The organism is Bacillus sp. HY001, from assembly GCF_007558965.1.
Lineage (GTDB): Bacteria > Bacillota > Bacilli > Bacillales > Bacillaceae_G > Bacillus_A > Bacillus_A mobilis.
The window spans coordinates 1-24,838 of sequence record NZ_VLTE01000068.1; the positions used below are offsets into that span (position 1 = coordinate 1).

At 37.9% G+C, this 24,838-nt stretch carries 25 protein-coding genes, 1 rRNA gene and 2 other annotated features; all 26 genes read left to right on the forward strand.

Annotated features, from left to right (window positions below; genetic code table 11):
• A 5S ribosomal RNA gene (rrf, locus tag FOT98_RS25400) occupies positions 1–91 on the forward strand; the annotation flags it as partial.
• 207 nt (positions 92–298) lie between these two features.
• Positions 299–760: a transcriptional regulator CtsR gene (ctsR, locus tag FOT98_RS25405; protein WP_061678384.1), complete on the forward strand. Its 462-nt coding sequence runs from the start codon at positions 299–301 to the stop codon at positions 758–760.
• A gap of 174 nt (positions 761–934) precedes the next feature.
• Positions 935–1,483: a protein-arginine kinase activator protein McsA gene (gene mcsA / locus FOT98_RS25410; RefSeq protein ID WP_063260917.1), complete on the forward strand. Its 549-nt coding sequence runs from the start codon at positions 935–937 to the stop codon at positions 1,481–1,483.
• Between the two features lie 4 nt (positions 1,484–1,487).
• A complete protein-coding gene (gene mcsB / locus FOT98_RS25415) occupies positions 1,488–2,552 on the forward strand; it encodes a protein-arginine kinase McsB (protein WP_063260918.1) in 1,065 nt (354 codons plus the stop codon).
• Positions 2,553–2,574: 22 nt separating this feature from the next.
• Positions 2,575–5,010, forward strand: a complete 2,436-nt coding sequence (clpC, locus tag FOT98_RS25420) for an ATP-dependent protease ATP-binding subunit ClpC (RefSeq protein WP_061678382.1) — start codon at positions 2,575–2,577, stop codon at positions 5,008–5,010.
• Between the two features lie 96 nt (positions 5,011–5,106).
• The gene (radA, locus tag FOT98_RS25425; protein ID WP_061678381.1) at positions 5,107–6,483 is read left to right on the forward strand and encodes a DNA repair protein RadA; all 1,377 of its coding nucleotides are present in this window, start codon (positions 5,107–5,109) and stop codon (positions 6,481–6,483) included.
• Positions 6,484–6,486: 3 nt separating this feature from the next.
• Positions 6,487–7,560 carry a DNA integrity scanning diadenylate cyclase DisA gene (gene disA / locus FOT98_RS25430; protein ID WP_061678380.1) on the forward strand — a complete coding sequence of 358 codons (1,074 nt, stop codon included), beginning with the start codon at positions 6,487–6,489 and terminating at the stop codon, positions 7,558–7,560.
• A gap of 160 nt (positions 7,561–7,720) precedes the next feature.
• Positions 7,721–8,830 (forward strand): PIN/TRAM domain-containing protein, encoded by a 1,110-nt coding sequence (locus FOT98_RS25435; protein ID WP_061678379.1) that lies wholly within the window; start codon positions 7,721–7,723, stop codon positions 8,828–8,830.
• 16 nt (positions 8,831–8,846) lie between these two features.
• Positions 8,847–9,527, forward strand: a complete 681-nt coding sequence (gene ispD / locus FOT98_RS25440) for a 2-C-methyl-D-erythritol 4-phosphate cytidylyltransferase (RefSeq protein WP_063260919.1) — start codon at positions 8,847–8,849, stop codon at positions 9,525–9,527.
• Positions 9,528–9,642: 115 nt separating this feature from the next.
• A complete protein-coding gene (gene ispF, locus FOT98_RS25445; protein ID WP_000488392.1) occupies positions 9,643–10,119 on the forward strand; it encodes a 2-C-methyl-D-erythritol 2,4-cyclodiphosphate synthase in 477 nt (158 codons plus the stop codon).
• 89 nt (positions 10,120–10,208) lie between these two features.
• Positions 10,209–11,666 (forward strand): glutamate--tRNA ligase, encoded by a 1,458-nt coding sequence (gene gltX / locus FOT98_RS25450; protein ID WP_061678376.1) that lies wholly within the window; start codon positions 10,209–10,211, stop codon positions 11,664–11,666.
• A gap of 47 nt (positions 11,667–11,713) precedes the next feature.
• Positions 11,714–11,960, forward strand: a binding site (T-box leader).
• Between the two features lie 138 nt (positions 11,961–12,098).
• The gene (gene cysE, locus FOT98_RS25455) at positions 12,099–12,764 is read left to right on the forward strand and encodes a serine O-acetyltransferase (protein WP_000476500.1); all 666 of its coding nucleotides are present in this window, start codon (positions 12,099–12,101) and stop codon (positions 12,762–12,764) included.
• Positions 12,745–14,142 carry a cysteine--tRNA ligase gene (gene cysS, locus FOT98_RS25460; RefSeq protein WP_061678375.1) on the forward strand — a complete coding sequence of 466 codons (1,398 nt, stop codon included), beginning with the start codon at positions 12,745–12,747 and terminating at the stop codon, positions 14,140–14,142. The genes cysE and cysS overlap by 20 nt, the downstream gene beginning before the upstream one ends.
• 2 nt (positions 14,143–14,144) lie before the next feature.
• Positions 14,145–14,552, forward strand: a complete 408-nt coding sequence (locus tag FOT98_RS25465) for a Mini-ribonuclease 3 (RefSeq protein WP_063260920.1) — start codon at positions 14,145–14,147, stop codon at positions 14,550–14,552.
• Positions 14,549–15,292 carry a 23S rRNA (guanosine(2251)-2'-O)-methyltransferase RlmB gene (rlmB, locus tag FOT98_RS25470; protein ID WP_000093762.1) on the forward strand — a complete coding sequence of 248 codons (744 nt, stop codon included), beginning with the start codon at positions 14,549–14,551 and terminating at the stop codon, positions 15,290–15,292. Before FOT98_RS25465 ends, rlmB begins: the two co-directional genes overlap by 4 nt.
• A 3-nt stretch (positions 15,293–15,295) precedes the next feature.
• Positions 15,296–15,808 carry an NYN domain-containing protein gene (locus tag FOT98_RS25475; protein ID WP_000997888.1) on the forward strand — a complete coding sequence of 171 codons (513 nt, stop codon included), beginning with the start codon at positions 15,296–15,298 and terminating at the stop codon, positions 15,806–15,808.
• 67 nt (positions 15,809–15,875) lie between these two features.
• Positions 15,876–16,535 (forward strand): RNA polymerase factor sigma-70, encoded by a 660-nt coding sequence (locus tag FOT98_RS25480; protein WP_000387198.1) that lies wholly within the window; start codon positions 15,876–15,878, stop codon positions 16,533–16,535.
• A 128-nt stretch (positions 16,536–16,663) separates the two neighbouring features.
• Positions 16,664–16,810: a 50S ribosomal protein L33 gene (rpmG, locus tag FOT98_RS25485; RefSeq protein WP_002070160.1), complete on the forward strand. Its 147-nt coding sequence runs from the start codon at positions 16,664–16,666 to the stop codon at positions 16,808–16,810.
• A gap of 32 nt (positions 16,811–16,842) precedes the next feature.
• Positions 16,843–17,022, forward strand: coding sequence for a preprotein translocase subunit SecE (gene secE / locus FOT98_RS25490; protein ID WP_001241321.1), 180 nt, complete (start codon positions 16,843–16,845; stop codon positions 17,020–17,022).
• A gap of 131 nt (positions 17,023–17,153) precedes the next feature.
• Positions 17,154–17,687, forward strand: a complete 534-nt coding sequence (nusG, locus tag FOT98_RS25495; RefSeq protein ID WP_000415794.1) for a transcription termination/antitermination protein NusG — start codon at positions 17,154–17,156, stop codon at positions 17,685–17,687.
• Between the two features lie 167 nt (positions 17,688–17,854).
• The gene (gene rplK, locus FOT98_RS25500; protein ID WP_001085872.1) at positions 17,855–18,280 is read left to right on the forward strand and encodes a 50S ribosomal protein L11; all 426 of its coding nucleotides are present in this window, start codon (positions 17,855–17,857) and stop codon (positions 18,278–18,280) included.
• A 177-nt stretch (positions 18,281–18,457) separates the two neighbouring features.
• Positions 18,458–19,150: a 50S ribosomal protein L1 gene (rplA, locus tag FOT98_RS25505; protein WP_002070162.1), complete on the forward strand. Its 693-nt coding sequence runs from the start codon at positions 18,458–18,460 to the stop codon at positions 19,148–19,150.
• A gap of 49 nt (positions 19,151–19,199) precedes the next feature.
• Positions 19,200–19,343, forward strand: a sequence feature (ribosomal protein L10 leader region).
• A 39-nt stretch (positions 19,344–19,382) separates the two neighbouring features.
• Positions 19,383–19,883, forward strand: a complete 501-nt coding sequence (gene rplJ, locus FOT98_RS25510) for a 50S ribosomal protein L10 (RefSeq protein WP_000048724.1) — start codon at positions 19,383–19,385, stop codon at positions 19,881–19,883.
• A 67-nt stretch (positions 19,884–19,950) separates the two neighbouring features.
• Positions 19,951–20,310, forward strand: a complete 360-nt coding sequence (gene rplL, locus FOT98_RS25515; RefSeq protein ID WP_000159737.1) for a 50S ribosomal protein L7/L12 — start codon at positions 19,951–19,953, stop codon at positions 20,308–20,310.
• 76 nt (positions 20,311–20,386) lie between these two features.
• Positions 20,387–20,986: a class I SAM-dependent methyltransferase gene (locus FOT98_RS25520; RefSeq protein ID WP_063260921.1), complete on the forward strand. Its 600-nt coding sequence runs from the start codon at positions 20,387–20,389 to the stop codon at positions 20,984–20,986.
• A 291-nt stretch (positions 20,987–21,277) separates the two neighbouring features.
• Positions 21,278–24,811, forward strand: a complete 3,534-nt coding sequence (gene rpoB / locus FOT98_RS25525) for a DNA-directed RNA polymerase subunit beta (protein ID WP_061678374.1) — start codon at positions 21,278–21,280, stop codon at positions 24,809–24,811.
• Positions 24,812–24,838: the final 27 nt, after the last annotated feature.

A 24,838-nucleotide genomic window follows, 5' to 3' on the forward strand; every position in this document is an offset into this window, starting at 1 on the left:
CACCCGTTCCCATACCGAACACGGAAGTTAAGCTCTCTAGCGCCGATGGTAGTTGGGACCTTGTCCCTGTGAGAGTAGGACGTCGCCAAGCAACTAAACACGAGTCAAATGACTCGTGTTTTTTCGTGTTTTCTTTTATAATCCATAGTAATTAAAAAATGTGTTTAAATAATTATTATTTTGATTAAATACAGGGGAATGTGGCTAGGATAGTGAATAAGCAAAAGAGTTGCAAATTTTATTAATACGTATATAATTAAAGTCAAAGATAGTCAAAGTCAATAAAGGTGGCGGATAAATGAGAAATATATCTGATATCATTGAGCAATATCTAAAGCAAGTTATTGACTTAAGTAATAATAATGTGATTGAAATCAAAAGAAATGAGATTGCGGATCGATTCGAGTGCGTACCATCTCAAATCAATTATGTAATCAATACCCGTTTTACGATAGAAAGAGGATTTGTAGTAGAAAGTAAACGTGGTGGAGGAGGTTACATTCGCATTATAAAAGTCAAACTGCATGACGATATAGACATTATCGATCAAATGCTTCATATGATTGATCATAGCGTTGCGCAAGGGAATGCAGAGAGTATGATTATACGTTTAATAGAAGAGGGAATCATAACAAATCGTGAAGCTAAACTTATGTTAAGTGTACTAGATCGTTCTGTATTATCAATGGATGTTCCTTCTCGAGATGAACTTAGGGCTCGAATATTATGCGCAATGTTAAGAACACTGAAATATAAATAAATACAGCTTTTGTAAAAGAGTAATAACTAAGATATCAGGCAGTTAAATATTGTAGAGGTTTTGAAAAAAGAACACGCACTTTTATTTAAACGAATAAGGGAAAGCGAACAATCTAGTAATGTATGAAAAAGTATTATGAGATAGATCGTTCCTGTTGTAAAGGTGGGGATAGTGATGACTTGTCAAAACTGTAATATAAGACCAGCAACTTTACATTATACAAAAGTAATCAACGAACAGAAGACGGAAGTTCATCTTTGTGAGCAATGTGCAGAACAAAGTGGCTATACGTCTTTCTTTCAATCGCCACAGTCTAACTTTTCATTCCATAATTTATTTGCTGGGTTATTACATGGTGAATCAACAATGTTTGAAGAAGGACAAAACGGGCTTTCGAATACAAGTATATTAAGGTGTCCAGATTGTAAGATGACATATGAGCAATTTACAAAGGTGGGACGTTTTGGATGTGCTTCTTGTTACGATACATTTAAGGAACATTTAAAGCCATTATTAAAACGTCTTCACGGCGGACATACAGATCATTGTGGAAAAATTCCGGAACGTATAGAAGGAAATATTCACTTAAAGAAAGAATTAGATGAACTAAAACTCATTCTGAAACAATACGTACAGAAAGAGGAGTTTGAGAAAGCTGCTGAAGTAAGGGATAAAATTCGAGGTCTTGAAAATCAGCTTAGTGAGCATAGAGAGGGGGAATAGTTCTATGTCACTGGACAAAATCATGAATGAAGCGATTAGTCCATGGATGAAGGGGGATGGCCCTGATTCTGATATTGTTTTAAGTAGTCGAATACGTTTGGCTCGTAATTTTAAAAAATATCAATTCTCTACTATGCAAAACGAAGAAGAAGCTAAACAGATTCATGAATTATTTAAAAAGGAATTTATAAATAAAACGGTAGAACCCTTTGGAGAGTTTGAACTATTAAAAATGAATGAATTAACGCCTCTTCAAAGGAGAGTATTAGTTGAAAAGCATTTAATTAGTCCTAACCTTGCAGGAACAGAATATGGAGCATGTCTATTGTCAGGAAGCGAACATATTAGTGTTATGCTGAATGAAGAAGACCATATTAGGATTCAGTGCTTATTTTCAGGGTTGCAGTTATCAGAGGCCCTTCAAAGTGCCAATCAAATAGATAATTGGATAGAGGAAGAGGTTGAATATGCTTTTGATGAATCACTTGGATATATAACGAGCTGCCCTACTAACGTTGGTACAGGATTGAGGGCTTCCGTAATGATTCACTTACCGGGACTCGTTTTAACGAAAAGAATTAGCCGTATTATACAAGTAATTCAAAAATTAGGGTTAGTAGTAAGAGGAATATACGGTGAAGGTAGCGAAGCGTTAGGTAATATATTTCAAGTGTCAAATCAAATGACGCTAGGAAAATCTGAAGCAGATATTATTGCAGATTTAAAGAGTGTCATTCAACAAATCATACAGCAAGAGAAAATGGCTAGAGAATTAATTGTACAAAATTCAAGTATTGAGCTTGAAGATAAAGTTTATCGCTCTTATGGCATACTAGCAAACAGTCGGTTAATTCAATCTGCGGAAGCGGCCACTTGCTTATCAGATGTACGACTTGGTATTGATTTAGGATATATAAAAGGTGTATCGAGAAATATTTTGACTGAGCTAATGGTTCTTACACAACCAGGTATTTTACAACAATATGCAGGTGGACCTTTAGGACCAGAAGAAAGAGATTATCGAAGAGCAACCTTAATCCGTGAGCGATTACGTATTGAAAAAAACTAAGCGCAAGTAGGAGGCGATTTCTATGATGTTTGGAAGATTTACAGAAAGAGCACAGAAAGTATTAGCTTTATCTCAAGAGGAAGCAATTCGTATTGGGCATAATAATATTGGAACAGAACATATTTTACTTGGGCTTGTACGTGAAGGTGAAGGAATTGCAGCAAAAGCGTTAATTGCTCTTGGATTAAGTCCAGAGAAAGTTCAAAAAGAGGTAGAAGCATTAATTGGACGCGGAACAGAAGCTTCTCAAACTGTACATTATACACCGCGTGCTAAAAAAGTTATTGAGTTGTCAATGGATGAAGCTCGTAAATTAGGTCATTCTTACGTTGGAACAGAACATATCTTACTTGGTTTAATCCGTGAGGGTGAAGGCGTAGCAGCACGTGTTTTAAATAACTTAGGTGTTAGCCTAAATAAGGCAAGGCAACAAGTATTGCAACTTCTTGGAAGTAATGAAGCAAGTTCAGGTCACCAAGGTGGTTCTTCAACAAATGCAAATACACCGACACTGGATAGCTTAGCACGTGATTTAACAGTTGTTGCACGTGAAAATCGTCTAGATCCTGTTATCGGGCGTGGTAAAGAAATTCAACGTGTAATTGAAGTTTTAAGCCGTAGAACAAAAAATAATCCTGTATTAATTGGAGAGCCTGGTGTAGGTAAAACGGCAATTGCAGAAGGATTAGCACAACAAATTGTAAATAATGAAGTTCCTGAAACATTAAGAGATAAGCGTGTTATGACACTAGATATGGGTACAGTTGTAGCTGGAACGAAATATCGTGGTGAATTTGAAGATCGTTTAAAGAAAGTTATGGATGAAATCCGTCAAGCTGGCAACATTATTCTATTTATTGATGAACTTCATACATTAATTGGTGCAGGTGGAGCAGAAGGTGCTATTGATGCATCGAACATCTTAAAACCATCTTTAGCACGCGGAGAGTTACAATGTATTGGGGCGACAACTTTAGATGAATATCGTAAATATATTGAAAAAGACGCGGCTTTAGAGAGACGATTCCAACCGATTCACGTTGATGAGCCAAGTTTAGATGAATCAACTCAAATCTTGAAAGGTTTACGTGATCGTTACGAGGCACATCACCGTGTATCTATTACAGATGATGCAATTGATGCAGCTGTAAAGCTTTCAGACCGTTATATTACAGATCGTTTCTTACCAGATAAGGCAATTGACTTAATTGATGAAGCTGCTTCAAAGGTTCGCTTACGTTCTTATACAACACCACCAAATCTAAAAGAGCTTGAAGTGAAGCTTGAGGAAATTAGAAAAGAAAAAGATGCAGCTGTGCAAAGTCAAGAATTTGAAAAAGCTGCTTCCTTACGTGATATGGAACAACGCTTACGTGAGAAGTTAGAAGATACGAAGCGTCAATGGAAAGAACAACAAGGAAAAGAAAATTCAGAAGTGACAGTAGAAGATATTGCAAATGTCGTTTCTACGTGGACTCGTATCCCGGTTTCTAAACTTGCACAAACAGAGACTGATAAATTATTAAACTTAGAATCCATCCTTCACGATCGTGTTATTGGTCAAGATGAAGCGGTAGTAGCTGTAGCGAAAGCTGTTCGTCGTGCTAGAGCGGGATTGAAAGATCCAAAACGTCCGATTGGTTCATTTATTTTCTTAGGACCAACAGGTGTAGGTAAAACAGAGCTAGCAAGAGCGTTAGCGGAATCTATGTTCGGTGATGAGGATGCAATGATTCGCATCGATATGTCTGAGTACATGGAGAAGCATTCTACTTCTCGTTTAGTTGGATCTCCTCCAGGATATGTTGGATATGAAGAAGGTGGACAATTAACAGAAAAGGTTCGCCGTAAGCCATATTCAGTTGTCCTATTAGATGAAGTAGAGAAAGCTCACCCTGATGTGTTTAACATTTTACTACAAGTATTAGAAGATGGTCGTTTAACGGATTCTAAAGGGCGTACAGTTGATTTCCGTAATACAATTGTTATTATGACATCTAACGTTGGTGCAGACGCGTTAAAACGTAATAAACATCTTGGATTTAACGTACAAGATGAGAGCCGCGATTATTCAGATATGAAAGGTAAAGTAATGGATGAACTGAAAAAGGCATTTCGTCCAGAATTCTTAAACCGTATTGATGAAATTATCGTGTTCCATATGCTTGAGAAAAAACATATTCAAGAGATTGTAACACTTATGGTAAATCAGTTAGTGAATCGCTTAAAAGAGCAAGAAATTGAATTGCATTTAACAGAAGGAGCAATTTCAGCCATTGCTGATAAAGGATTTGACCGAGAATACGGTGCTCGTCCGCTTCGTAGAGCAATTCAGAAACATGTAGAAGATAGACTATCGGAAGAACTTTTAAAAGGTGCTATTGAGAAAGGACAAAAAGTTATCTTTGATGTTGAAGGGGAAACATTTGTCATTCATAGTGCTGAAAAGGTAAAATAAGTATAGACAAACTAAGAGGGCTACGAGATAGCCCTCTTTCTTGTACGAGAAGGATAAACTGTGTATAGATGAAAGTGAAGTGAAATATAAAACGATATGGCTAAAAAGAAAACAAAATTTACATGTCAAGAGTGTGGTTATCAGTCACCAAAATATATGGGTAAATGCCCTGGTTGTGGTCAATGGAATACACTTGTTGAAGAGATGGAACCGGTTGTATCATCAAGACGCCTTAATTATGCCAATGCAATTCAATCGGAAGTAACAAAACCAAGACGCCTAACAGAAGTAGAAACAAAATCTGAGGCACGTATTGAAACGAAATTCCAAGAGTTTAACCGTGTACTTGGTGGTGGGATTGTAGATGGATCATTAGTACTTATTGGTGGAGACCCTGGGATTGGAAAATCAACATTACTATTACAGATTTCATCGCAATTAGCAGATTCTTCATATGATGTACTATATATATCCGGTGAAGAATCGGCAAAACAGATTAAACTTCGTGCAGATCGTTTGCATGTAAATGGTAGTAATCTATTTGTTGTATCAGAGACAGACTTGCAGCGAATTGCAGCACACATTGAAGAGATGAATCCAGCTTTTGTTGTTATTGACTCCATTCAAACGATACATTTACCTGAGGTAACGTCAGCGCCGGGAAGTGTGGCACAAGTACGTGAATGTACAGCAGAATTAATGAAACTTGCAAAAACGAAAGGAATCCCTATTTTTATCGTCGGACATGTAACAAAAGAGGGGGCAATTGCAGGGCCACGTATGTTAGAACATATGGTCGATGCAGTTCTTTACTTTGAAGGAGATCGTCATCATACATACCGTATTTTGCGAGCTGTGAAGAATCGTTTTGGTTCCACGAATGAAATGGGTATTTTTGAAATGAAAGAGCTTGGTCTTGCGGAAGTCTTAAACCCTTCTGAAATCTTTCTTGAGGAAAGACCCGTTGGAGTCGCAGGATCAACAGTAGTTGCCTCAATGGAAGGAACAAGACCGGTTTTAGTAGAAATACAAGCATTAATCTCCCCTACTAGTTTTGGAAACCCTCGAAGAATGGCGACGGGAATTGATCATAACCGTGTATCGCTTATTATGGCAGTGTTAGAAAAAAGAACAGGTTTATTATTGCAAAACCAAGATGCATATTTAAAAGTAGCAGGTGGTTTGAAATTAGATGAACCAGCAATTGATTTAGCTGTGGCTTTAAGTATCGCTTCAAGTTTTAGAGATAAATCTACGGCACCAACCGATGCAGTAATAGGAGAAGTAGGATTAACTGGAGAAATAAGAAGAGTATCGAGAATTGAACAACGTGTACAAGAAGCAGCTAAATTAGGATTTCAACGTGCTATTATTCCTAGAAAAAATTTGGGAGGATGGACAATTCCGGATGGGATTGAGGTAGTAGGTGTATCTAATTTAGGGGAAGCGCTTCGTTTGACATTAGGAGGCTAGGCTATGGAAGAAAACAAGCAACGTGTCAAAAGTATGATTAATATTTTACAACTCGTGGCCCCAGGAACACCACTGCGCGAAGGGATAGATAATGTGCTTCGCGCACAAACAGGGGGACTAATTGTTCTTGGATATAACGAACAAATTAAAAGTATTGTAGATGGAGGATTTCATATTAATTGCGCATTCTCTCCTGCTAGTTTATACGAATTAGCAAAAATGGATGGGGCACTTATTTTAAATGAAACTGGAAGTAAAATTTTAATTGCAAATGCACAGTTAGTTCCAGAGGCATCTATTGATTCTATTGAAACAGGTATGCGCCACCGGACAGCAGAGCGTGTAGCAAAGCAGACAGGTAGTCTCGTTGTGGCTATTTCACAAAGACGTAACGTAATTACACTATATCAAGGGAATTTACGTTATACACTAAAGGATATAGGTGTTATTTTAACAAAGGCAAACCAAGCTATTCAGACGTTAGAAAAATATAAGGCTGTATGGAATGATGGTATTACCAATTTGGGCATTCTAGAATTTGAAGAAGTCGTTACAATGTCCGAGGTGGTTCATGTGCTACATAGTGTTGAAATGGTACTGCGTATTAAAAATGAAATATTGAGCTATATTCATGAGCTAGGAACAGAAGGTAGGTTAATTCGTTTACAACTTACAGAACTACTAGCTGATTTAGAGGCAGAGGCAGCGTTATTAATTAAAGATTATTACCAAGAAAAAACACAAGACCATCATCAAATTTTGAAAAAGTTACAAGATCTTGCGAACACACAACTTTTAGAGGATAGCGATTTAGTTAAATTGCTTGGCTACCCAGGACAAACGAGTTTAGAAGAAAGTGTGACGCCGAGAGGATACCGAATCACAAGCAAAATTTCGCGCGTTCCGCCACTTATCATTGAAAATTTAATTAATCGGTTTAAGACTTTGCAAGGTGTTTGTCGAGCAACTATTAATGAATTGGATGATGTGGAAGGAATTGGAGAAGTCAGGGCGAAGAAAATACGAGAAGGCCTAAAAAGAATCCAAGAGCATCTCTATATGAGTAGACACAATTAAGAATATTACATTGATTCCATAATATAACGACACTAGAACACTTTTGGTATATGATATGATATATTGGTAAATAAAACTATTTATAAAAAAACACGTCCGCTTTTGCATTCGGCGTTTTGATTAGCGAAACAATGGTTAATAATGAGTAGGAGGTGGTTGGATGTTAAAACGGATTGTACAGCTCTTCTTTCTAGTAATTGGGGGAGCGTTAGGGATTTACTTAATCCCAAAAGTTATTAATGTATTAGACATCGGTGCCGTTCCTTTATTGGAAGGATCGTATGCTCGTGCAATTATTGGTGCAATTATTTTATTTTTAACAACATTTTGGCTTGTAGATTATATTGTTCAACTTATTAAGCATATTGAAGAGGCTCTTGTAAAGGCGCCTGTAGCGGATGTTTTATTTGGTACATTAGGTTTAATCTCTGGGCTTATTGTTGCGTATTTAATTTTAATACCAATTCGTGAATTTACAATTCCAGTTATTAGTACAGTGTTGCAAGTGTTCTTTACTCTTTTACTTGGATACTTAGGATTCCAAGTAGGGTTTAAAAAGAGGAATGAATTGCTAGGATTATTTACACTACCACAACGTGGGAAGAAGAAAAATAATAATAGTGATAATGAAGAAACTGAAGCAGAGGTAGAAGAATCTACAACTCATTGGAAAATTCTCGATACGAGTGTAATTATCGACGGACGTATTGCTGATATTTGCCAAACAAAGTTTTTAGAAGGAACAATTGTGATTCCACAATTCGTGTTAGAAGAACTTCAGCACATTGCCGATTCTTCGGATGCTTTAAAACGTAATCGTGGTCGCAGAGGATTAGATATTTTAAATCGTATTCAAAAAGAGATGCCGATTCCGGTAGAAATTTATGAAGGCGATTTCGATGATATTCAAGAAGTGGATAGCAAGCTTGTAAAGTTGGCGAAGATCACTGGTGGAACGGTAGTAACGAATGATTTCAACTTAAATAAAGTTTCTGAACTACAAGGGGTAACGGTGTTAAACATTAACGATTTAGCTAATGCAATTAAACCTGTTGTACTCCCAGGGGAAGAACTAAGTGTTTATGTTGTAAAAGATGGAAAAGAACAAAATCAAGGTGTTGCATATTTAGATGACGGCACGATGATTGTAGTAGAAGATGGTAGAGAATATGTAGGTTCACAACTCGATGTGCTTGTTACGAGTGTGTTACAAACATCGGCTGGTCGTATGATTTTCGCCAAACGTAAATTATTAGAAAAAGCATTATAAGTAGAGGATTATTAATATGTATACATTAATTATTCCAGCAGCTGGTCAAGGTAAGCGGATGGGTGCTGGCAAAAATAAGTTGTTCTTACTTATTAATGAAGTACCGATTATTGTGCATACGTTACGTGCTTTTGAAACAGATAAAGCGTGCAAAAGTATTATTATGGCAATTAATGAAGAAGAACGTCCGTATTTTGAAGAATTAATGCAGGAGTATCCGATTGAAAAGCCAGTACAATTTATTCAGGGTGGAGCTGAAAGACAAGATAGTGTGTACAATGCGATTCAGCATACTAGTGATGTTGAGTATGTTCTTGTACATGACGGTGCGCGTCCATTCGTAACGAATAAAGTGATTCAAGATGTATTAACTGCAGCAGAAAAATATGGGGCTTCTATTTGTGCGGTGCCAGTGAAAGATACCGTTAAGAAGGTAGAGCAGGGTGTTGTTATCGAAACGGTAGAAAGATCTCAGCTTAAAGCTGTACAAACACCGCAAGGGTTCGCTGTTTCTCTTTTGTTAGAAGCTCATAGAAGTGCGAAACAGAGTTGTTTCCTTGGTACAGATGATGCAAGTCTCGTAGAACGTATTGGGAAGCAAGTAGGTGTAGTAGAAGGAAGTTACTATAATATTAAAGTGACGACTCCAGAAGATTTACTAATTGCTGAAAGCTTTCTTCACGTTCAAACGAAATGATAGCAATGAGCATAGCGAAGAAAAGCTCGGCAACAGCCGGGCTTTTCTTTATAAGGATAGCGATATAATATAGAATCATAAAACTCTGTAGTTTAGCTTGAGGAGGATATAAAAAATGTTTCGAATTGGACAAGGTTTTGATGTGCATGAATTCGCGGAAGGTAGACCGTTAATTATTGGTGGAATTACAATTCCCCATGAGAAAGGATTAATTGGTCATTCAGACGCAGACGTATTGTTACATACGATTGCGGACGCATGTTTAGGTGCAATTGCAGCAGGAGATATTGGAAAGCATTTCCCTGATACAGATCCTGCCTTTAAAGATGCTGATTCAGCTGTATTGCTGCAAAAGGTTTGGGGATTTGTACGTGAACAAGGTTACGAGTTAGGAAATCTAGATTGTACAATTATTGCTCAAAAGCCGAAGATGGCACCACATATTGAAAGTATGCGTAAACGCATTAGTGAGCTATTAGAAACGTCTATTGATAATATCAATGTAAAGGCAACAACAACAGAAAAATTAGGATTTACAGGTAGAGAAGAAGGAATTGCTTCTCAAGCAGTTGTTTTATTACAGAAAAAATAAGGGTTTTTAATTCGTAAGATGGATAATCACATTTGTTTGGTGTACAATTATAGAATGTGTTGACATTAAGAATGGAAGGTGTACCAATTATGGAAAAGCAAGTGAGAGTGCGCTATGCGCCAAGTCCAACAGGACACTTACATATCGGAAATGCGCGTACGGCATTATTTAATTATTTATTTGCTCGTCATCAAGATGGTAAGTTTATTATTCGTATTGAAGATACTGATGTAAAACGTAATGTTGCTGGTGGAGAAGAAAGCCAATTAAAATACTTGAAATGGCTCGGTATGGACTGGGATGAAGGTGTTGATGTTGGTGGTGAATTTGGACCATATCGTCAAACAGAGCGTTTAGATATTTATAAAAAATTATATGAAGATTTACTAGAGCGTGGTTTAGCTTACAAATGTTATATGACAGAAGAAGAGCTAGAAGCAGAACGTGAAGGACAAATCTCTCGTGGTGAAACACCTCGTTACGCAGGTAACCACCGTGATTTAACTGAAGCACAAGAGAAAGAATTTGAAGCTGAGGGACGTATTCCAAGTATTCGTTTCCGTGTACCAGCTGACCGTGATTACACATTTAAAGATATCGTAAAAGATGAAGTTGCATTCCATTCAAATGATTTCGGTGATTTCGTTATCGTGAAAAAAGATGGAATTCCAACTTATAACTTTGCGGTAGCAGTAGATGATCACTTAATGGAAATTACACACGTACTTCGTGGTGATGATCATATTTCAAATACGCCAAAACAAATGATGATTTATGAAGCTTTCGGTTGGGATATCCCGCAATTTGGTCATATGACTTTAATTGTAAATGAAAGCCGTAAAAAATTAAGTAAGCGTGATGAATCTATTATTCAATTTATTGAGCAATATAAAGAGCTTGGATATCTTCCAGAAGCAATCTTTAACTTTATTGCACTACTAGGCTGGTCGCCAGTAGGAGAAGAAGAAATCTTCTCTCAAGAAGAGTTTATCAAAATGTTCGATGCAGCTCGTTTATCAAAATCACCTGCATTGTTTGATTCTCAAAAATTAAAATGGATGAACAACCAATATATGAAAAAGCAAGATTTAGATACGGTGGTAGAATTAAGCTTACCGCATTTAGTGAAAGCTGGACGTATAGGTGAGACTTTAAGTGAACAAGAACAAGCTTGGATTCGTGATGTAATTGCGTTATATCATGAACAAATGAGTTTTGGAGCTGAAATTGTAGAGCTTTCTGAAATGTTCTTCAAAGATCATGTTGATCATGAAGAAGAAGGACAAGAAGTATTAAAAGGTGAACAAGTACCAGAAGTACTTCGCGCATTTGCTGGTCAAGTAGAAGCACTAGAAGCGATGGAACCAGCAGCAATTAAGGCTGCTATTAAAGCAGTTCAAAAGGAAACAGGTCATAAAGGTAAAAACTTATTTATGCCAATCCGTGTTGCAACTACTGGTCAAACACATGGTCCAGAGCTTCCTAATGCTATTGCACTTCTTGGAAAAGAAAAAGTTTTAAATCGTCTTCAAAAAGTAATTGGTTAACATTTTCTAGGTTTAGAAATATAATAAGTATACTTAAAACCTAATAAGGAAAAGCGACGAGAAGGAGAAGTAGAAAATCAGGCTTTTTACAGAGAGAACCACCTTTAGGCTGGAAGTGGTTTATAAGCGGATTTTTGAAATGCCCCTTCGAGTCTTCTGCTGAACAGCAAATTGTTTTGCGAAACGTCTTAGGGCGTAAAGTAAGCAGAAGCGGTGTACACCGTTATCAGAGATGAGTTTGAGGCTTTTTTTAGCCTAAACAGAGTGGAACCGCGCTTATAAGGCGTCTCTGTCAATATGACAGAGGCGTCTTTTTTTATACCGTAAAACAGGATATGAGTATAAGTTTTATCTACGTGTATAAAGGTTTAGGGAGATAAGTAGGGAGTTAGTTCGCTCGAAAAAGCAGCCCATAAAGGGGAGGGAACATCGATGTTTAAGAGGCTTCGGGAAGATATTGAAGTCGTTTTTGAACAGGATCCAGCGGCAAGAAGTTATTTCGAAGTCATTTTGACTTACTCTGGATTACATGCAGTTTGGGCACATCGAATTGCACATGCTTTTTATAAAAAGAATTTCTTCTTTATTGCACGTTGGATCTCACAAGTTAGTCGTTTCTTTACTGGCATTGAAATTCATCCAGGAGCAACAATTGGTCGTCGTTTTTTCATAGACCATGGAATGGGGGTTGTAATTGGAGAAACGTGCGAAATTGGTGATAATGTAACGATATATCAAGGGGTTACATTAGGTGGTACGGGTAAAGAAAAGGGAAAGAGGCACCCTACAATTCAGGATAATGTATTAATTGCAACAGGTGCTAAAGTACTAGGTTCTATTACAGTTGGAGAGAATTCTAAAATTGGAGCGGGGTCTGTCGTATTAAAAGAAGTCCCTGCACATTCTACAGTTGTAGGTATACCTGGCCGAGTCGTTATTCAAAATGGAGTAAAGATCGGTCAAGAATTAAATCATTCTGACCTTCCAGACCCAATTTTTGATAAGTTAAAGGTCATGGAAGTAGAACTTGATAAATTGAAAAAACAACTTGAAGTAAAGGTAGAAAGGAAGGATAAAAATGACTATTCACATTTATAATACGTTAACGCGTCAAAAGGAAGAGTTTACTCCATTAGAAGAAAATAAGGTAAAGATGTATGTGTGCGGACCTACAGTGTATAACTATATTCACATTGGGAATGCAAGACCACCTATGGTATTTGATACGGTACGCCGTTATTTAGAATATAAAGGGTATGATGTGCAGTATGTATCTAACTTTACTGACGTAGATGATAAACTAATTAAAGCAGCAAATGAATTAGGTGAAGATGTGCCGACAATTGCTGACCGTTTCGTTGAGGCGTACTTTGAGGATGTAACAGCACTAGGTTGCAAACATGCAACGGTTCATCCGCGTGTAACGGAAAATATGGATATCATTATTGAATTTATTCAAGAACTTGTGAATAAAGGATATGCATATGAATCAGAAGGTGATGTGTACTTTAGAACGAAGGAATTCGAAGGGTACGGTAAATTATCGCATCAACCAATTGCAGACTTACGTCACGGCGCGCGTATTGAAGTAGGAGAAAAGAAACAAGACCCTCTTGATTTTGCTCTATGGAAAGCTGCGAAAGAAGGAGAAATCTTCTGGGAAAGCCCTTGGGGGAAAGGTCGTCCAGGCTGGCATATTGAATGCTCGGCAATGGCGCGTAAATACTTAGGAGATACAATCGATATTCATGCTGGTGGTCAAGACTTAGCATTTCCTCATCATGAGAATGAAATTGCACAGTCTGAGGCGTTAACTGGAAAAACATTTGCACGTTATTGGATGCACAATGGATATATTAATATTAATAATGAGAAGATGTCTAAGTCGCTGGGGAACTTCATTTTAGTTCACGATATCATTAAGCAATATGATCCACAGTTAATCAGATTCTTTATGCTATCGGTGCATTACCGTCACCCAATTAATTTCAGTGAAGAGTTATTACAAAGTACAAATAACGGACTGGAAAGAATTAAAACGGCTTACGGTAACTTAAAACACCGTATGGAAAGTAGTACCGATTTAACAGACCATAATGAGAATTGGTTAGCGGAACTGGAAAAATTCCAGACTGCATTTGAAGAAGCAATGAATGATGACTTCAACACTGCTAATGCAATCACTGAGTTATATAATGTAGCAAATCATGCGAATCAATATTTACTGGAAGAACATACGTCTAAAGTGGTAATTGAGGCATACGTAAAACAACTTGAAACATTATTTGATATTTTGGGGTTAGAATTAGCGCAAGACGAGTTGCTTGATGAAGAAATCGAGGCACTTATTCAAAAACGTATTGAAGCTCGTAAAAATCGTGATTTTGCATTGTCAGATCAAATTCGCGATGATTTAAAAGACCGTAATATTATTTTAGAAGATACCGCTCAAGGTACAAGATGGAAAAGAGGATAAGAATGATTGATGCAAAGCAATTAAACAGCTTAGCGTTAGCATACATGGGTGATGCGGTATATGAACAATATATCCGCTATCACCTACTCCAAAAAGGGAAAGTTCGTCCTAACCAATTACATCGATTAGGGACAAACTTTGTTTCGGCAAAAGCACAGGCGAAAGTTGTTTATCATTTATTAGAGACAGCATTTTTAACTGAGGAAGAAGAAGCAGTACTAAGAAGAGGGCGTAATGCAAATTCAGGTACTGTTCCGAAAAACACGGATGTACAAACATATCGACATAGTACAGCTTTTGAAGCGCTAATTGGCTATCATCACTTATTAAATAATCGCGAAAGATTAGACGAAATTGTATATAAAGCAATTGCTGTTTTAGAAGAAAAGGAAGGGGGCACATCATCATGAGTAGTGAATATATTATCGGACGTAACCCTGTAATTGAAGCGTTACGATCAGGAAGAGATATTAATAAAATTTGGATCGCAGAAGGTGCTGCCAAAGGACAAGTACAAATTGTACTAGCACTAGCGAAAGAAAATAAGGTTATTTTACAACATGCACCAAAGAAGAAGTTAGATCAATTAGTTGAGGGGAACCATCAAGGTGTAATTGCTCAAGTGGCTGCGTATCAATATGCTGAGCTAGAAGATCTATTTAAAGTAGCAGAGAAGCGTAATGAAGATCCGTTCTTCTTAATTTTAGATGAAATTGAAGACCCACATAACCTAGGTTCTATTATGCGTACTGCGGATGCAACAGGAGCTCATGGAATTATTATTCCGAAGAGAAGAGCTGTGGGACTTACAGCATCAGTTGCGAAAGCATCGACTGGAGCAATTGAATATATTCCTGTTGCACGTGTAACGAATTTATCTCGTACAATTGATGAGTTAAAAGAACGTGGACTTTGGATTGCTGGTACAGATGCAAAAGGGAAAACGGATTACCGTAATTTAGATGGTAAAATGCCAATTGGATTAGTAATTGGAAGTGAAGGAAAAGGTATGAGTCGTATTATTGGTGAAAAATGTGATTTCCTAATTACTTTACCGATGGTGGGTAAAGTTACATCCTTAAATGCTTCAGTAGCCGCAAGTTTGTTAATGTATGAGGTATATCGTAAGCGTCACGAAATTGGTAAATAAAAAATGAACGATATTTTAATCGTTGACGGTTACAACATTATCGGAGCTTGGGGAGACTTGAAGAAACTACGGGATGTAGATTTGCAATCATCAAGGGATGCACTGATTGATAAGATGGCGGATTACCAAGGATACACTGGTACAAAGGTAATGATAGTCTTTGATGCTTATACAGTACAAGGCATTGAAAAAAAGATGAAACAATCGCGTGTGGAAGTCATATTCACGAGAAAGAATCAAACTGCAGATGAAAAGATAGAGCAACTAGCGATTGAGCTTAGGAATATAAATACGCAAATATATGTTGCGACTTCTGATTATACGGAACAATGGGTTATATTTGCGCAAGGTGCTCTTCGGAAATCTGCACGTGAATTAGAGCTGGAAGTACAAGCGATGGAGCAACAAGTAAGAAGGCGTACGCAAGACACAAAAGAAAAGCAACCCGCCATGCGAAAGATATTTAGTAAAGATATTACAGAAAAATTAGAAAAATTAAGAAGAGGAGAGCGTTGAAGCATTGACGCTCTTTATCTTTTTACTGTATAATATTGCTAAATAAATAGCGGTCGGAGGGATCAAGGTGGAAGCAGGCTTCGTAAGTGTAGGCGACGTTACATTTCGTGATTTAGAGGATGAGGCAATCGTTGAGTTAGTTCGAAAAGGTAATACTGACGCTCTAGAATATTTGATTCACAAATATAAGAACTTTGTTCGCGCGAAATCAAGATCTTATTTCTTAGTGGGTGCCGATCGAGAAGATATTGTTCAAGAAGGTATGATTGGATTGTTTAAAGCGATTCGTGATTATAAAGAGGACAAGCTGTCTTCATTCAAAGCATTTGCTGAACTGTGTATCACTCGACAAATTATTACCGCTATTAAAACAGCAACAAGGCAAAAACATATCCCGTTAAATTCATATGTTTCTTTAGATAAGCCGATTTATGATGAAGAATCTGATCGGACATTATTAGATGTTATTTCGGAAGCGAAGGTAACGGATCCTGAAGAAATGATTATAAGTCAGGAAGAATATACAGACATAGAATCTAAAATATCTGAATTATTAAGCGATTTAGAAAGAAAAGTTCTTTCTTTATATCTAGATGGTCGTTCTTATCAAGAGATTTCGGAACAGTTAAATAGACATGTGAAATCTATTGATAACGCTTTACAGAGGGTAAAGCGGAAATTGGAACGATATATGGAAATGAGAGAGAGTACTACGTTAAATTCATAATAAATACTACAGGTGTAAAAAATCACCTGTTTTCTTTTTGTAGAGAGTACAAAAGGCATGTCATTGACATTGTCTTTTGTTGTATGATACATTTTTAGGGACATAATGTTACAAGGTTGGTGTAACTAATGAGGAAAAAAGTTGTACTCTCATGTGAAGAGTGTAAAAATCGAAACTACTCTACGATGAAAGATACGAGCTCAGTAGAGCGACTTGAAATAAAGAAGTTTTGTAAAACATGCAATCAGCATACAGTTCACAAGGAAACAAAATAAATAATTGAAATAATACACTGGAGGTCCCGTAGATGCGTTTAACGAACTTTTTCGGCGATGTAGGTCGCGAAATGAAAAAAGTAAGTTGGCCTAAAAAAGATGAATTACTCCGTTCAACAGCGACTGTTATCGCTACAGTTGTCTTCTTTGCGATTTTCTTCGCAGTAGTTGATATGGGCATTTCTTCTTTAATTCGGTTAATTCTTGGTTAATTCTTGAATAAGAAGCACTTATCCATGATATAATGTTATTTATAAGAACTGTGTAAAAGCCCGGTGAACGGGTTTTTTCATTTGCGCAAAAAAATGTACGTCAGGGAGGGAAGGACGCTCGTCCTAAATGAATGGAAAAAAGTTGGTATGTTGTCCATACTTATTCTGGATATGAAAATAAAGTAAAAGCAAACCTGGAGAAACGTGTAGAATCAATGGGTATGCAAGATAAAATTTTCCGTGTTGTTGTCCCGGAAGAAGTAGAAGTAGAAATGAAAAACGGTAAAGAAAAATTAATGAAAAGAAAAGTGTTCCCAGGTTATGTATTAGTAGAATTAATCATGACTGATGACTCTTGGTATGTTGTACGTAATACACCAGGTGTAACTGGGTTCGTTGGTTCTTCTGGTTCTGGATCTAAACCATCACCTCTATTAGAAGAGGAAGTTGTTACCATTATGAAGCATATGGGAATGGACAACGAAGTGGTTGATTTCGACTTTGAACTTCATGAAACAGTGCGTGTAAATGAAGGACCATTCGCAGATTATACAGGTGCTATTGAAGAAATTGATGTGGAGAAGAAAAAGGTTAGCGTGCTTGTGGACATGTTCGGTCGCGAGACTCCAGTTGAACTTGACTTCCATCAAATTGAAAAATTATAAAATGAAACTTGAAATGAATTGTAAAAAGTGATAATATCTTTTAAGTCAGTACGTCTTCGTTATCGGAGACGTTTTTTGAAAGATTTTATCCTTACAGATAAAATATGACGTGGGAGGGCAAATCACTGTCCAATTGACCACATCACGGACTTAAGGAGGTGTGTCTCGTGGCTAAAAAGGTAATTAAAATGGTAAAGCTTCAAATTCCTGCAGGTAAAGCTAACCCAGCTCCACCAGTTGGTCCAGCATTAGGACAAGCAGGTGTTAACATCATGGGCTTCTGTAAAGAGTTTAACGCTCGTACAGCTGATCAAGCTGGTCTTATCATCCCTGTTGAAATTACGGTATTTGAGGACCGTTCATTCACTTTCATTACTAAAACTCCTCCTGCTGCTGTTCTTCTTAAGAAAGTAGCTGGTATTGAGTCTGGTTCTGGTGAACCAAACCGTAATAAAGTGGCAACTGTTAAGCGTGATAAAGTACGCGAAATCGCTGAAACTAAAATGCCTGACCTAAACGCTGCTAGCGTAGAAGCTGCAATGCGTATGGTTGAAGGTACTGCACGCAGTATGGGCATCGTTATCGAAGACTAATTCGATTTGTTTTTTTAAAAAGGTTGCGGGTCTGGAATTCCAATTCGCAACCTTTATTATCGTAAATGATTATCGTTTTTAAATAAATGGATGGCGCGCGTCCTCAGGTTATACCTGAAAATAAGCGTAAACGTGGGAGGTTATTCCGCTAAAACCACATTCGAGGAGGAAATAAAAATGGCTAAAAGAGGTAAAAAGTACGTAGAAGCTGCAAAGCTTGTTGATCGTGCAACTGCTTACTCTGCAACAGAAGCAGTAGAATTAGTAAAGAAAACAAACACAGCTAAATTTGATGCGACTGTAGAAGTTGCATTCCGTTTAGGTGTTGACCCTAAGAAAGCTGACCAACAAATCCGTGGTGCAGTTGTTCTTCCACACGGTACTGGTAAAGTACAACGTGTATTAGTATTCGCTAAAGGCGAAAAAGCTAAAGAAGCTGAAGCTGCTGGAGCTGACTTCGTAGGCGATGCTGATTACATCGGTAAAATCCAACAAGGTTGGTTCGATTTCGATGTAGTAGTAGCAACTCCTGACATGATGGGTGAAGTTGGTAAACTTGGTCGCGTATTAGGACCTAAAGGTTTAATGCCAAACCCTAAAACTGGAACAGTTACTTTCGATGTAACTAAAGCTGTTAACGAAATCAAAGCTGGTAAAGTTGAATACCGCGTTGATAAAGCTGGTAACATCCACGTTCCAATCGGTAAAGTATCTTTCGAAGATGCTAAATTAGTAGAAAACTTCAGCACAATCGCTGACACTTTACAAAAAGTTAAGCCAGCTGCTGCAAAAGGTACTTACATGAAGAACGTAACAGTTGCTTCTACAATGGGACCTGGCGTACGTGTAGACGTTTCTACATTAGCGTAAATTTTGGAAGTTGACTTCATAAAGAAGTTTTTATATAATCATTTATGTTGTGAATTTAATTAGTGTACCGTAGACAGTAGGTGTCAATAGACTTAATTTCCTACCTAGGTGTTAATATACGAAACGGAATTTTTTTCTGTGACTATATGCCTCCATGTCTACAAGTTGGGCATGGAGGTTTTTAGTGCACTTTCGGTACATCTTCTATATAATCTACAGGAGGTGTAATAACATGAGCAAAGTAATCGAAACTAAACAACAAGTTGTAACTGAAATCGCTGAAAAACTTCGCGAAAGTAAATCTACGATCGTTGTTGACTACCGTGGTTTAACAGTTTCTGAAGTAACAGAATTACGTAAAAACTTACGTGAGGCTGGCGTTGAGTTCAAAGTTTACAAAAACTCTTTAACTCGTCGTGCTGCAGAGTCTGCTGAAATGGCTGAGTTAAACGAATTCTTAACAGGACCAAACGCAATCGCGTTCAGTAACGAGGATGTAGTTGCTCCTGCGAAAGTATTAAACGACTTCGCTACAAAACACGAAGCTTTAGAAATTAAAGCTGGTGTAATCGAAGGTAAACTTGTAACACTTGATGAGGTTAAAGCTATCGCTACTCTTCCATCACGTGAAGGCTTACTTTCTATGCTTCTTAGCGTTCTTCAAGCTCCAATCCGTAACCTTGCACTTGCTACTAAAGCAGTTGCAGAACAAAAGGAAGAGCAAGGCGCTTAATTTTTTAAAAGATAATTACTTGTTATCTATAAAACAATACAAACCTATTTAAGGGAGGATATTTACAATGACTAAAGAACAAATCATTGAAGCAGTTAAATCTATGACTGTATTAGAACTTAACGACTTAGTAAAAGCTATCGAGGAAGAATTCGGCGTAACTGCTGCTGCTCCTGTAGCTGTAGCTGGTGGCGCTGGTGAAGCTGCTGCTGAAAAAACTGAATTTGACGTAGTACTTGCAAGTGCTGGCGCTCAAAAAATCAAAGTTATCAAAGCTGTACGTGAAATCACTGGTCTTGGCTTAAAAGAAGCTAAAGAATTAGTTGACAACACTCCAAAAGCAATCAAAGAAGGCGTTTCTAAAGAGGAAGCTGAAGAAATGAAAGCTAAACTTGAAGAAGTTGGCGCTGCTGTAGAAGTTAAGTAATTAACTTTTGATGCTTTAAAAAAAGCTCGCTCTCATGCGAGCTTTTTTTTTAACTGTAAAGAAAAGAGGTGGCCATATGGCAGACCATTATTTTTCTAACGACCCTTCTAGTAAAAGTGATCGTAAGCGATGGGAATTTGCACTTCGTGGATCTCAATTTACTTTCTTATCTGACCGTGGGGTGTTCTCGAAAAACGAAGTGGACTTTGGTTCTCGTCTTTTAATTGAAGCGTTTCAAGTGCCAGATATTAAAGGTGATATATTAGACGTAGGTTGTGGATATGGACCAATTGGTTTATCGTTGGCGAAAGAGTTTCAAGACCGTAAAGTTCACATGGTGGATGTGAATGAAAGGGCGCTTGAGCTTGCAAAAGAAAATGCCGCTAACAATAGAGTTGGAAATGTACACATTTTTCAAAGTAGCGTCTATGAAAATGTAGATGGTATGTATGCTGCTATTCTATCTAATCCTCCAATTCGTGCAGGTAAAGATATCGTGCATGAGATTTTAGAAAAGGCTGTAGATCATTTAGTTTCAGGTGGAGAGTTGTGGATTGTTATTCAAAAGAAGCAAGGTGCACCATCTGCACTGAAGAAACTAGAGGAAGTATTTTCTGAAGTCGAAGTTGTAGAAAAGAAAAAGGGATATTATATCATAAAATCAAAAAAACGTTGACGGTTATTTTTGGCTATGTTAACATTATACAATGCCAATATATGATTTTCTGCGTTGAGAAAGATGTATATTTTTGTTTCTCTTGGAAAAGATAGTAAAATCAGCAGATTATGAAACAGAATGATGGTTTTCTTATAGAAGCCATTTTTCTTTTTTGAGCAGGTAGAAAGACTCAACGTATTTATCTTTAAGAGAAAAAGACTACGCTAATAGCAGTAGTTGTATTTATTTGTGATTTTGCGCAAATTTTTTTGTGCATTTATAATACTCATGATTTGAGGGGTGAAGCAGTTGACAGGTCAACTAGTTCAATACGGACGCCACCGCCAACGAAGAAGTTATGCCCGTATTAGTGAAGTATTAGAGTTACCAAATCTTATCGAAATTCAAACCTCTTCTTATCAGTGGTTTCTTGATGAGGGTTTGCGAGAAATGTTCCAAGACATTTCTCCGATTGAAGACTTTACGGGAAATCTATCGCTTGAATTTATCGACTACAGCTTAGGTGAACCTAAATACTCTGTAGACGAATGCAAAGAGCGTGATGTGACGTATGCAGCACCACTTCGTGTAAAAGTGCGTCTAATCAACAAGGAAACTGGTGAAGTAAAAGAACAAGATGTGTTCATGGGAGATTTCCCACTCATGACAGAGACTGGAACATTCGTAATTAACGGTGCAGAACGTGTTATCGTTTCCCAGTTAGTTCGCTCTCCAAGCGTATACTATAGTGGCAAAGTGGATAAAAACGGAAAACGTGGTTTTACTGCTACTGTAATTCCAAACCGCGGAGCTTGGTTAGAGTATGAGACAGATGCTAAGGATGTTGTATATGTGCGTATTGACCGTACGCGTAAACTTCCTGTAACTGTTTTGTTACGCGCATTAGGGTTTGGCTCTGATCAAGAAATCACCGAGCTTTTAGGTGATAACGAATACTTAAGCAACACATTAGAAAAAGACAACACAGATAGCACAGAAAAAGCATTGCTTGAAATTTATGAGCGTCTACGTCCTGGTGAACCACCAACGGTAGAAAATGCTAAGAGCTTACTTGTGTCTCGTTTCTTCGATCCAAAGCGCTACGATTTAGCAAATGTAGGTCGCTATAAGATCAACAAGAAGTTACACATTAAAAACAGATTGTTTAACCAACGCTTAGCTGAAACATTAGTGGATCCAGAAACTGGTGAAATTTTAGCGGCAGAAGGAACAATCTTAGATCGTCGTACACTTGATCGCATTTTACCTTACTTAGAGAAAAACATTGGATTCAAAACAGCGAAACCAATGGGTGGAGTGGTAGAAGGCGATGTTGAGCTGCAATCTATTAAGATTTATGCTCCTGAGTCAGAAGGCGAACGCGTAATTAATGTAATTGGTAATGCGAATATTACTCGTGATGTAAAACACATTACACCAGGTGATATCCTTGCTTCTATCAGTTACTTCTTCAACCTACTATACAAAGTAGGGGATACAGATGATATCGACCATTTAGGAAACCGTCGTCTGCGTTCAGTTGGAGAACTATTACAAAATCAATTCCGTATCGGTCTTTCTCGTATGGAACGTGTTGTTCGTGAGAGAATGTCGATTCAGGATACAAATGCAATTACACCACAGGCGCTAATTAATATTCGTCCTGTTATTGCATCTATTAAAGAGTTCTTCGGAAGTTCTCAGTTATCTCAGTTCATGGACCAAACAAACCCATTAGCAGAGTTAACTCACAAACGAAGACTATCTGCATTAGGACCCGGTGGTTTAACGCGTGAGCGCGCAGGCTTTGAAGTGCGTGACGTTCACTACTCTCACTATGGTCGTATGTGCCCGATTGAAACACCAGAGGGACCAAACATCGGTTTGATTAACTCATTATCATCGTTCGCGAAAGTAAATGAGTTTGGTTTCATTGAAACACCATACCGTCGTGTTGATCCAGAAACTGGTCTTGTAACAGGGCAGGTTGATTACTTAACTGCAGATGAAGAAGATAATTATGTTGTAGCCCAAGCGAATATGAAATTATCTGAAGAAGGAGAATTCCTTAGTGAAGATATCGTAGCTCGTTTCCGTGGTGAAAACATTGTCACAAATAAAGAACGCATCGACTACATGGATGTATCTCCAAAACAAGTAGTGTCGGCAGCGACAGCTTGTATTCCGTTCTTAGAAAACGATGACTCTAACCGCGCACTTATGGGAGCGAACATGCAACGTCAGGCGGTTCCGTTAATGAATCCGGAATCTCCGATTGTAGGTACAGGTATGGAGTACGTATCAGCAAAAGACTCAGGTGCTGCAGTAATCTGTAAACACCCTGGTGTTGTTGAACGCGTAGAAGCACGTGAAGTTTGGGTACGTCGCTTTGTAGAAGTTGACGGTCAAACAGTAAAAGGCGACTTAGATCGCTACAAAATGCAAAAATTCATTCGTTCTAACCAAGGAACTTGCTACAACCAACGCCCAATCGTAAGTGTTGGAAATGAAGTTGTAAAAGGTGAAATCCTTGCGGATGGTCCTTCTATGGAATTAGGTGAACTAGCACTTGGACGTAACGTGCTTGTTGGCTTCATGACTTGGGACGGTTATAACTACGAGGATGCGATCATTATGAGTGAGCGCCTTGTAAAAGATGATGTGTACACTTCTATTCATATTGAAGAATATGAGTCAGAAGCTCGTGATACGAAGCTTGGACCAGAAGAAATTACACGTGACATTCCAAACGTTGGGGAAGATGCATTACGCAACCTTGACGAGCGCGGTATCATTCGCGTTGGTGCGGAAGTAAAAGATGGAGATTTACTTGTTGGTAAAGTAACACCTAAAGGTGTAACAGAATTAACAGCTGAAGAACGTCTATTACATGCTATCTTTGGAGAAAAAGCACGTGAAGTACGTGATACATCACTACGTGTACCACACGGTGGTGGCGGTATTATCTTAGACGTAAAAGTATTCAACCGTGAAGATGGCGATGAGTTGCCACCAGGCGTGAATCAACTTGTACGTGCATATATCGTTCAAAAACGTAAAATTTCTGAAGGTGACAAGATGGCCGGACGTCACGGTAACAAAGGTGTTATCTCTCGTATTTTACCAGAAGAAGATATGCCTTACTTACCAGACGGTACGCCAATCGATATCATGTTAAACCCATTAGGGGTACCATCTCGTATGAATATCGGTCAGGTATTAGAGCTTCATCTTGGTATGGCAGCAAGATACCTTGGCATTCACATTGCAACACCAGTATTCGATGGTGCTCGTGAGGAAGATGTTTGGGGCACGATTGAAGAAGCTGGTATGGCAAATGACGCGAAAACAATCCTGTATGACGGACGTACTGGTGAACCATTCGATAACCGCGTATCTGTTGGTGTCATGTATATGATCAAACTTGCGCACATGGTTGACGATAAACTTCATGCTCGTTCTACTGGACCATACTCACTTGTAACGCAGCAGCCTCTTGGAGGTAAAGCTCAGTTCGGTGGACAGCGTTTCGGTGAGATGGAGGTTTGGGCACTTGAAGCTTATGGTGCTGCTTATACTCTTCAAGAAATCTTAACAGTGAAGTCTGATGATGTTGTTGGACGTGTTAAGACGTATGAAGCAATTGTTAAAGGCGAAAATGTTCCAGAACCAGGCGTTCCTGAATCATTCAAAGTATTGATTAAAGAGCTGCAAAGTTTAGGTATGGACGTTAAAATGATGTCTAGCGACGATAAAGAAATTGAAATGCGTGATACAGAAGATGACGATGATCATCAATCAGCAGATAAATTGAATGTCGAAGTTGAGACAACTAAGGAATAATTGGGATAACCTGTAGACTAAAAGGGA